This window comes from Corallococcus exercitus (genome assembly GCF_003611585.1).
Taxonomy (GTDB): Bacteria; Myxococcota; Myxococcia; order Myxococcales; family Myxococcaceae; genus Corallococcus; species Corallococcus exercitus.
In genome coordinates this window covers 48386-58593 of sequence record NZ_RAVW01000004.1, presented here as the reverse complement: position 1 = coordinate 58593, position 10208 = coordinate 48386, and the positions used below count along the sequence as shown (strand labels likewise).

Here is a 10208-nt window from a genome sequence, read left to right as displayed (position 1 = left end):
AACGTCATCACCCGCCCACCCGACAGCCGCCGGAACTGCTCCCGGCCCACGCCAATGGCGGCGGGCAGCTGCAGTTCGGTGCAGCGCACCGCCATGTGCGAGTTCGCGCCTCCGTACGCCGTGACGATGCCGGCGACGCCCAGCGCGAGCAGCCCGTCGTAGCCGGGGTCGGCCCGCTCCAGCAGCACGATGTTGCCGCGCACCCGCTCCGGGTCTGGCAGTCCGTCCGCGACCAGCACCGGCGCGCGCACGCACGCCTTGGTGACGAATAGGGGCTGCTCTCCACTGCTCACGTGGAAGAGCAGGTGTGACGTGCGCACCAGGATGTCTGGCAGCTCGATGAGGTTGACGGCGGCGGCATGCTCGCGGGCCTCCTCCACGGCATCACGGCACCACGAACGGGCTTCACGCGGCGGAAGTGACAGCGCGGTCTCTGCCTGCTCCAGCGACAGGTGCGCCAGGTCATCCCGGCTCAGCCCCAACGGCTCGCCCCACGCCGCCAGGTGTTCGAGCACGCCACTCAGCGTCTTCGTGAACACGTGCTTCCCGTACTCGCGCCCCGCGATGCCCGCGCCCAGGTGCGCGAGGAGCACCTCGCTGGTCATCGACAGGCCGGCGCTCCGCAGGCCCGCGCCCAGGCGCTCGTGGAGGCTCCGGGACAGGGGGGCCTCGTGCCGGAACGGTTCCTCCGCTCCGGAGATGAGCGGGCCGAAGTAGCGCTCCGGATCCGCGTCATAGCGGGGCATCCGGATGTCATAGGTCCCCGGGCGCAGGTGCCCGAACTCCGCGACGAGCGCCTCCAGGCCCAGCTCGCCTCGCCGCACGCGGAGCGCGTCCGCTTGCAGCTGCCCCGCCACCGTCCGGATGCGCTGGAGCACGTCGCGCTGCTCGCTCGAATCCATCACGCCTTCGCGCACGAAGCTCTTGAGCAGCGCGGTCACCACGAACGCCGTCCGTGCCAGGTGCGCGAAGGGCAGGGTGCCCAGCTCCCGCAGGCGCGCGAGGATGGGGCCGAGCCCGCCCTCGAAGCCCGGCGCGAACGGATGGGACCGCAGCCGCTCCACCTGCTCCACCTGCGCGGGAAGGTCGGCAAGCCCGTGGAGCGTGATGTCCCGCAGCGCGGTGGCCAGGGCGTCCAGCTCCCCTGCATCCAACGAGGACGCGTAGAGCCTGCGAAGCCGCTCGCGCAGGCCGAGGCTCGCGCACGTGTCCGCGATCTCGAACTCCACCTTGTCATGCAGCTCGGGGGCGTGGGCCAGCCGGGCCAGCTGCCGGGAGACCAGGACCTCCGCCACACGCGCCGGGGTGACGGCCGGGATGAAGGAGTTGAGGGAGGCTCGGACGTCCACGTAGGCGTGCCCCGCGAAGTCGCGCAGCAGGGGCGTGCCGCGCAGGTCGCGGTATCCGTAGGCCGCGCGCTGCTCCGCCCAGGTCCGGTCCGTGATGAGCCTGCCGTAGAGCGTCCTCGCGAGCGGGAGCGGGCGCCGGCCAATCATCTCCGCCGGGTTCCAGTCCGTCATCGTGCTGTAGACAGGCCCGTCTCCGACGACGGGGGCCTGGGGCCGCAGCAGCGCCTGGTGCTCCGTGCACGCATCCGCCAGCAGCAGCGCCCGGCGGACCTCGCTTCCCTCCGGCTGCGACGAACCCTTGGCGATGGGACGCACCTGGAAGAGGTGGAAGTCACCGCCCGCCAGCGCGAACTCGATGTCCAGCGCGTCCACACCCATGAGCTTCACCAGCTCACGTCCCACGGTGACGACTCGGCGGAGCGAATCCGGCAACAGGCCCCGGGGCACGCCGTGCTCCACGTACGCGGAGGAGGGCTTCTCCAGAGCGCCGGAGGTGATCTGATCCGTGCGCCCGCTGGAGACGTCCGAGGCCACCACCCAGTACGAGGCCAGCGTCTCCGGATGCCGCGCCATCAGCACGCCGCTCTCGCTCACCGGGTGGACGTAGGACTGGAGGAAGACCTTCTCCTTCACCGCCCCCGGACCGTACGAACCGAACACGTCCGAGATGGCGCCGCCCACGGCCACCGCATCTCCCGCGTCCACGTCGAGCACCGAGAGGAAGCGTCCCGCGTTCGACTCGGTCCACGCATCCTCCGCGGAGCATGAGGAGCGCACCACGACGCGCTCGTCCCCGAAGCGCTCTCGCACCCGCTGGAGCACGGCGTCCCGGTCCCGGGCCCAGTCCTCGCCCCGCACGATGTGCGGCGGGGAGATGCGCCATGGCCCCTGCAACTCCGACAGGATGTCGAGCGTGCGAGCCTTGTCCCCCAGGACGAGCCGGCCCATGGGGGACAGGGGCTCGCTCGAGACCTCGGTCTCTTCCAGCTCGAAGCGCGACACGTCCCCGGCCCGGGTCAGCCTGTCCGCCACCGCGTCCAGGTCTTCTCCCTCCAGCGCTTCCCGCACCACCTGGGTCCTTCCGACGATGAAGCGGCACTCGCCCCGCCAGGTCGCGATGACGGCGGAGGCGGTCTGGAGCCTCAAGCGGATCGCGCGCGGACGCGGGAGCACCGTTCCCTTGAACACGAGCGTCAGCGGCACGCCGTCATACGTCTGGGCGAGCGTGTCCAGGACGCGCTCGGCCCAGACCCACGTGGAGGCGTGCACGGGGCCTACGCCACGGATGCGGCAGTCAGGCGCAATTCCAACCGGAGGGGTGGTGCGAAGCGTCGCGGCTTCGCGGTTCAGGGCTGTCACGGGAGACCTCGCACGAGCGGACGTGGTGCATGGCGCGTGCGCGGCATCGCATTGTGGCCTCTGCCCACGTGTGATGGATTCGATACATGAGAACCTTCGCCACGGATGAACGGCTGGCGTATCGCCGCCCGGGCAATGAGCTTCAGCCCCGCCCGACCGAGGACCATGTCCTCTCCTACGAGTACCGCTTGATGCAGCTGCCGCTGGTGCGGCCCGACCACCCGGAGGTCGTGCCGTTCGACCTCAAGGCCGGCTACGACTGGCTGGGCACCTACCGCGCGCCCCGCGTCTCGCTGGTGGGCTTCGTGGACTTCGGCGCCTTCGCCCAGAGCCCCCAGTTCAACCGCTTCATGAACGCCGTGGCCATGACCGCCGCGGCGCGGAAGATCTCCTGGGAGACCGTCGAGCGGCGCAAATACAGACACCACTTCACCATCTGCAACGGGCTGCATGAGCGAATGCCCATCGCGGACATCGTGCCCTTCGTGAAGCAGCGGCTGGAGGGCTTCCCCCGCTTCCGCATCCAGGTGAAGGGCGGCTGGTTCTGGGGCAAGAAGAACGGCCGCATCTACTTCCCCGTCTACCCGGAGCTGACGGACGGCCCGAACCCGGTGGACCACCTCACCGAGGTCCAGACGCGCCTGGGCCACTCGCTCCACCCGGGCTTCTACATCGGCTGTCTCCAGTTGATGGACCACCTGCGCTTCAACTCCGAGCTGGACGTGCACGAAGCGGACGAGCTCTTCGGCGTGCTGCAGCGCTTCCGGGAGACGACCATCGTGGAACTCGACGTGACCGAGCTCTCCATCCTGCGCACGCACGACGACCTCATCCTCAAGAGCCGGGTCCTCGAACGCGTGCCGCTGACGGGGTGACGGGGTCATTCGAACTCCTGGAGCGCGCTGCGCAGGAGCACGCGCTCGTAGGCGTTGCGGACCAGCGCCCCCAGCGGACCGATGATCCGCGTGAGGTCCGTCTCGCGGTACAGCGCCGGGTGGTGGAGCAACTCCAGCACCGTGGCGGCGAGCGCTGGCTCCACGCGGTAGTCGAACATCCCGGGCCGGCGCGGATGCGAAAGCCCCGCCTGGACCGCATCGTCCACCAGCGCCGCCTCGCGGGCCACGACGCGCAGGTACACCTCGCGGGACGTCGAAGGGTCGGAGCGCAGCCCCGCCAGCTCGTCCGCGGTCTCGCGCCATGGCGCAATCAGCTCCTCCGGCCAGGGGGCGACGAGTTCCACCTCCTCCGCGAGGCGCAGGCGGAGGTGGACCAGGAACTCCACCGGCGAAGGCCGCCACGCCCGCCCCACGACGGCTCCCGGCAGTTGCTGGATGGCGGAGCCCGCGCGCCGGGTGGGACGGCCTTCCGACTCCAGGAGCATGCGCAGCTCGCGCGGGTCGAAGGCCGTGGTGGCCTCTTCAATCATGGCGCGCGTGTCGTCCGAGGAATGCATGAGGCTCAGCGCGCGCGTCGGGGCCTGGAGCCGGCTGCGCAGGTGGAGGGGTGAGCGCTTGCGCGGATCCGCCGACCCCTTGAGCGACTTGAACGCCGCGCAGGCCGACCGGCCCGGCGTGCGGAGGATGAGCGCGCAGGAGGACTCCAGCAGGTACACCTCGCTCGGGACGGCCCACGTCTTGTCGAGCGCGATGGGACGGTTGGGGCTGTAGACCGCCTCGATGCTGCTCTGCGTGTATTGGACGAAGCGCCGGTCCACGGCGCGGAAGCCCTCGCCCTCCAGGAACGCGAGCGCCTCCTCCGCGAGCCCGAGCCCGATGGCGTACGGGTCGAAGAACGTGAAGACGAACTCCTCGCTCCCCGGCCGCGAGCCGAAGGACTCCACGAGGTCGGACACACTGGCTGCGTTTCTCATGTGAGGTCTCCACTTCCGGCTTCCACGAGCCACAGCGCCTCGGAGGGCGCGAGCAGGACGTCTCCCTGCCCCTGACGCCCGCCGAGCAGGTCCTTCCACTCCCGTAGCGGCACGGAGACGGACATGGGTTCCACTCCGAAGTTCACCAGGACGTGCAGGGGCTGCCGGCCATGGCCTCGCGCCAGGTGCAGGACTCCGGGCGCTGGTTGCCATGCCTCGCAGCCGCGGTCCTCCCTCAACGCCGGCGTCCGGTCGCGCAGGCGGATGAGGCCCAGCAGGGACTTCAGGATGCGCGCGTGCACCGGCTGCCGGACCCACGCACGCAGGGCGCCATCCGCGTAGCGGTGCCGGTTCGCGGCGCGGGGGTTGGAGGGCTCGACGCCCACCGCGTCGGGCAGCCCGAACAGCGTGGGGAAGTAGAGGCAGGGCGTGGCGGGGAGCGCGAAGAGCAGCGCGTGCGCGGCCAGGTAGCGCTCGACGTCGAGCCCCGCCTCCGTGGAGAAGATGCGATGCAGGGAGCTGTTGAGCTCGTACGGCCGGGGCTCTCCCCCGACGTCCGCGTGGGACATCCGGACACCGGCTCGCTCCAGCCGCTCCAGCACCCGCCGCAGGGTGGGGGCATCGAGCGGCGGATCCATGGGACGCAGGTGCACGCCGTCATGCGTCTGGAGGAAGGCGTAGCCGTCGCGGCCGTATGCATCCGACGCGGACGCGTTCACCCAGTCCACCAGCGGGCCGCCCTCGCCCGCGAGCGCCGCCGCGAAGACGAGCAGCGGCACCGCGAGGTGGTTGTCGTGCTGCGCCAGCTCCTCGCCCAGGTAGCACCGTTCTCCGGAGCGATGGTCCGTCTCCGCGAGCAGGCGCACCGAAGGGTCCACCCAATCCGTCACGGCACGCAGCGCACGCACCAGCAGCTTCGCCTCCGGCTGGTGCGGCCCTCCGGGAATGCGCTTCCACACGTGGGGAATGGCATCCAGGCGCACGACCCGCGCGCCCGCCTCCACCAGCCGCAGCAGGGTCCCTGCCATGGACCGGAAGACGTCCGGCGAGCCGTGGTTCAGGTCCACCTGCGCGCGCCCATACGTGCACCACGCCCAGACCGCGCGGGTCCCCATGTCGAAGCGCTGGAGGATGGAGGAGGTCCGCACCCGCGTGCCCCATTCGATGGCTCGCGGCTCGGAGAAGAGGTGGAAGTCTCCGGGCCGGCCCTCCCCGCGCAGCACGTCCCGGAACGCCGGGTGCGACGTGGACACATGGTTCATCACCAGGTCGAGCATCAGCCCGCCGCTCACCTCCGACAGCCGCTCCAGGTCCTCCCATCCTCCCAGGCGCGGATGCACGGCCCGGTGGTCCACCACCGCGAAGCCGTCATCCCCGTCCGACACATAGGGCGGGAGCACATGCAGCAGGGCCGGCCCCACGCCGCCCACTTCTTCAAGAAGGAAGCGCCGCAACGCCGCGAGCGGAGCCAGCCCTCCATCGAGCACGTGGTCCGGGTACACGGCGATGACCGCGGGCCGCGCGTCCACCGCCGCGCGCCCGGGCTTCAGGCGCGCGCGGACGCCCTCCGCCGCCAGGGCCAGCTCCCGGACGAGCGCCTCCGCGCGCTCCGCCCCGTAGAGCTGTCCCAGCGCATCCCCCAACCGCACCAGCGCGGAGGGAATCGCCATGTCCCCGGACGTGCTCATCCCTGGTGCTCGAGGACGTAGGTGATGCTGCCCTGGAGGAACTCCACCGCGCGCGCCAGCTCCGGCTCCGCTGCCATGCGCTGGGCCATGCGCCGGTGGAGCGCTTCGATGCGCGTGAAGCATTCGCCCAGCGGGCCCGTCGCGCAGTCCGCGTGGATGGAGAGCCCTTCCGCCAGCAGGGCCCGGTCCACCTCGCCCGCGGTGGCCATCGCCTTGCGCGACTCGATGAGCAGCCACTTGCGCGCCGCGCTCGTCACTCCCAGGGCCGCGAGGATGGAGACCAGCGCCTCCTCCACCGCGATGCGCGCCACGTGCCGGCTGGATTCCTCGCTGACGGCGCGGTGGCTGATGGCGTCCTCCAGGTACTCGTGGACCTCCATGAAGTGCCGCACGGTGAGGTAGGTGGGCAGCAGCTCCACCAGGAACTCGTCGCGCCAGCTCGCCACCAGGCTCGGGTTGAGGAGCGGAAGCCCCGTGCGCAGCCGGTGCAGGAAGCGCAGCTCCGGGCCGTCGATGATGGGGATGAACTTCAGCTCGGACGGCTTGTAGAGCGCCGGCGCGATGGCCGTCATCCACGTCATGATCTCCGCGACGCGGCCGCGCTCCGCGAGCTCGATGTTGACCTCGACGCCGTCGCAGTACTGGAGCGCTTCACTGAAGCGGCTGTTCTTGAAGCGCACGCCCTCCTTCGTCGAGATGAGCGACGTGCGGTGCGGCACCAGCACCATCAGGTCCACGTCCGAGCTGGGAGTGCCATTGCCGGCCGCGAGCGAGCCCGTCAGCAGCACGCCGCACGAGGCGGGGTCGCTGACCAGCTCCGACAGGATGCGCTCGACGTCCACGCCGTGGGCGCGAAGCGTCTGCGTGGTGAGCGGTTGACCACTGGAGAGCTGATGTGTGCGCTTCATGATGCCACCTTCCCGCGTCCCTCATGGGACAGCTGCAAGTCCGAGAAAACGTCCGCGCACGCGTCCGCGACGGTGCGCACCATCTGCTCCTCATGCGTCCGCATCACGCTCAGGCGCAGCAGGCCGCGGCCCGCCGGGACGGCCGGGTGGATGACCGGGTTGGCGTAGATGCCCCGGTTCCACAGCAGCCTCCACGCCTGGAGCGTGTCGAAGTCCGCGCCCACCTCCACGCTGACGATGGGGCCGTCCGACGGAAGGGGCCGCAGCCCGCGCGCCATCAGCGCCTCGCGCAGCGAGCGCACCCGCTCCTTCAATTGCGCCACCAGCCCAGGGTCCTCCTGGAGGATGCGCAGGGCGGCCAGCGCCGCGGCCACGGAGGCCGGCGTGTTGGCGGCGGTGAAGAGGAAGGGCCGCGTGAGGACGCGCAGCGCTTCAATCTGGGCCTTGTCCCCGATGATGGCGCCGCCGCAGGAGCCCAGGCTCTTGGAGAAGGTGATGGTGATGAAGTCCGCGTCCTGGACGACGCCGTCCTCCTCCACGGTGCCCAGCCCCCGCTCGCCCACCGTGCCCAGGCCGTGCGCCTCGTCCACGACGAGCGCCAGCCGTGTCTCGCGGCACACCTCCAGGAACCGGCGCAGCGGGGCCCGGTCTCCGCGCATGGAATAGACGCCCTCCACGACGCAGAGGCCGGAGGCGGTGTCGTCCTTCGCCTGGGCGAGCAGGTGCTCCGGGTCGTTGTGGTTGAAGCGCTTCATGTTCGCGCGCGCCAGCCACACCCCGTCCAGGACGGAGGCGTGCATCTCGTCGTCCACCCAGGCGCGGTCATTGCGGCCCAGGAGCGAGCTCATCAGGCCCAGGTTGGCGCCGTAGCCGGTGGAGAACACCATGGCGCCGGTGCGGCCATAGAAGCGCCGCAGGGCGTCCTCCAGCTCTTCATGGAGCGCCAGGTTGCCGTTGAGCAACCGCGAGCCTGTCACGCCCGCGCCCCAGCGGGCCGAGGCCTCCTGCGCGGCGGCGATGACGCGCGGGTCGTTGGCGAGCCCCAGGTAGTTGTTGGAGCCGAAGTTGAGGATGTCCCGGCCCTCCATGCGGGTGATGGGGCCGGTGGCCGACTCCACCCGCGTGAAGTAGGGGAGGCGGCCGATGCGCTTGCCCAGCCGGGCCTGCGCCACGCGCGGGTCCCCGAGCAGCCGTTGGATGACGGGCGCCGGAGCGCGGCCCGCCGTGTCTTGTTCAGGTCGTGTCATGTTTTTGGTCTCTGAAGTCGAACGCCAGGCTCGCGGCGGTCGCGCAGACTGCGGTGAAGGTGAGGATGACGGCGGTGCTCTGGAGCACGACGCTCCAGCGGCCGGAGCCGAAGGTGGCTTCGTTGAGCGCGCGCAGGGCCCAGTAGTGCGGCGTGGCGTAGCCGAGCGTGCGCGACCAACCCGGCAGGGCTTCGGTGGCGACGATGGCGCCGCCCACCGCGCTGAACGTCACCAGCACCAGGTAGGAGAGGTTGGAGAGCGTGGCGGTGCTGCGCGTGATGGCGAAGAGGAGGAAGCCCAGCGCCGAACCGCTGGTCACCAGCGCCGCGCCGGTGAGGGCCACCTGGAGGACGTTGCCGTTCAGCGGCAGGCCCAGGAACACCGCCGCGAAGCCCGTGAAGAGCAGCAGCTGCACGAACGACATCGCGCACGCGGGCAGCACCTTGCCCATGGCGAACGCGAGCCGGGCGGGGCGGATCAACGCCTGCCGGCCGTGGGTGTGGTACCAGAAGTCCCGGTAGAACGCGTGACCGGAGTAGGTCACCACCATGTAGCTGAACATCACCGCGAAGCCGATGGTGGCCCGGCCCATGGCGCCCGGGGCCGCGTCGAGCCCGGACACCCCCGGGCCCAGGATGGCGGAGAGCACCGCGGGCAGGATGAAGATGAACACCATGGCCGTGCGCTCGCGAGCGAGCACCCGCCACTCCGTCAGCGCGTAGCAACGCACCACGTTGGCAAAGCCAGCCACGCCGCTGTGCGCGGAGGGGGCACTGGAAGCAATGTCTTGATTCATGACCCTTCCGCCTCCCGGGCGAAGGCGCTCAGGGACGGGTCCCTCAGCAGGATGTCGCGGAGCCGGTTGCCGGACAGGCGCAGCTCGGACAGGTGCACATCGGAGGGGACCTCGCCCAGCTTCGAGCGGACCTCCTCCAGGCTGCTGGTGGCGAGCGTGAGCTCCCACGAAGCGTCGGGACGCGCGCCCCGCAGCGACAGCGTGCGTGCCTGGTTCGACAGGACCGCTCCCAGCGCCCCCAGGTCGCGCGTCTTGCCGTCGCGCAGCAGCACCAGCTCCGTGGACAGCTCCTCGATGTCCTCGGGGTAGTGCGCTGTCACGAGCACCGCGGCGCCCTCCTCGCGCCAGGCGCGCACCCGGCGCACCACCAGCTGGCGGGCCTCGAAGTCGAGCGCGACGGTGGGCTCATCCAACAGCCGGATGGGCGGCGCATGGACGAAGCTCGCCGCCAGGTGCACGAGCCGCCGCTGCCCCCCTGACAGGTGATGCACGCGGGTGCGCGCAATGGGACCCAGCGCGAACTCCTCCAGGGTCCTCGCGATGGCGGCCTTCGCTTCACCGCGGCCCAACAACAGCCGGGCCAGGTGCCCGACGTTCTCCTCCACGGTGAGCACGGGGTAGAGCGCGATGGCCTGCGTCGCGAACCCGACGGCGCGGCGCGCGGGCAGCCCTCCCACGTCCAGCCGCACCGAGCCTCCCGTCGTCCCCCGCACGGTGCCGGTGAGCGCCCCCAGCAGCGTCGTCTTGCCCGCGCCGTTGGCCCCGAGCAGCCCCACGGATGTTCCCGCCTTCAAGTGAAGGGAGGCATCGCGGAGCACGGGCGTCCCCGGGGTGAAGGCGAAGGAAAGCCGCTCCGCGGAGAGCAGGGCGGTTCCGTGCGCGGACCCCATGGATTGACGAAGACGCCCAGGTGTTTTGATTGGATCCTGAAATGCTTCTTGTTCAGGAAAAGTGTGTTTGTCAGTCATCGTCGGGATGACCTTCTACAGAT

General features: G+C 70.7%; 8 protein-coding genes. 1 reads left to right on the top strand and 7 read right to left on the bottom strand.

Translation table 11 applies throughout. The features are described 5' to 3' along the window. Positions 1 to 2618: PEP-utilizing enzyme (locus D7W79_RS01095; protein ID WP_120523455.1), on the bottom strand; the 2618-nt coding region annotated here is incomplete at its 3' end. A gap of 176 nt (positions 2619 to 2794) precedes the next feature. Between D7W79_RS01095 and D7W79_RS01090 the strand changes: the two genes are divergently transcribed. Then, positions 2795 to 3583: a hypothetical protein gene (locus D7W79_RS01090; RefSeq protein ID WP_120523454.1), complete on the top strand. Its 789-nt coding sequence runs from the start codon at positions 2795 to 2797 to the stop codon at positions 3581 to 3583. Positions 3584 to 3588: 5 nt separating this feature from the next. Here D7W79_RS01090 and D7W79_RS01085 read toward each other — a convergent pair whose 3' ends face one another. Genes D7W79_RS01085 through D7W79_RS01060 form a run of 6 tightly spaced genes read right to left on the bottom strand, consistent with a single transcriptional unit; the run spans position 3589 to position 10107 of the window. Further along, positions 3589 to 4578, bottom strand: coding sequence for a nucleoside-diphosphate kinase (locus D7W79_RS01085; RefSeq protein ID WP_120523453.1), 990 nt, complete (start codon positions 4576 to 4578; stop codon positions 3589 to 3591). Then, positions 4575 to 6266: an alpha-amylase family glycosyl hydrolase gene (locus tag D7W79_RS01080; protein ID WP_158616853.1), complete on the bottom strand. Its 1692-nt coding sequence runs from the start codon at positions 6264 to 6266 to the stop codon at positions 4575 to 4577. Before D7W79_RS01080 ends, D7W79_RS01085 begins: the two co-directional genes overlap by 4 nt. After that, positions 6263 to 7174, bottom strand: coding sequence for a nucleotidyltransferase domain-containing protein (locus D7W79_RS01075; protein ID WP_120523451.1), 912 nt, complete (start codon positions 7172 to 7174; stop codon positions 6263 to 6265). The genes D7W79_RS01080 and D7W79_RS01075 overlap by 4 nt, the downstream gene beginning before the upstream one ends. Then, positions 7171 to 8421 (bottom strand): aminotransferase class I/II-fold pyridoxal phosphate-dependent enzyme, encoded by a 1251-nt coding sequence (locus tag D7W79_RS01070; RefSeq protein WP_120523450.1) that lies wholly within the window; start codon positions 8419 to 8421, stop codon positions 7171 to 7173. The genes D7W79_RS01075 and D7W79_RS01070 overlap by 4 nt, the downstream gene beginning before the upstream one ends. Beyond that, entirely contained in the window at positions 8408 to 9217 is an 810-nt protein-coding gene (locus tag D7W79_RS01065) for an ABC transporter permease (RefSeq protein ID WP_120523449.1), read from the bottom strand. The genes D7W79_RS01070 and D7W79_RS01065 overlap by 14 nt, the downstream gene beginning before the upstream one ends. Next, entirely contained in the window at positions 9214 to 10107 is an 894-nt protein-coding gene (locus tag D7W79_RS01060; protein ID WP_276375035.1) for an ABC transporter ATP-binding protein, read from the bottom strand. The genes D7W79_RS01065 and D7W79_RS01060 overlap by 4 nt, the downstream gene beginning before the upstream one ends. Between the last annotated feature and the right edge of the window lie 101 nt (positions 10108 to 10208).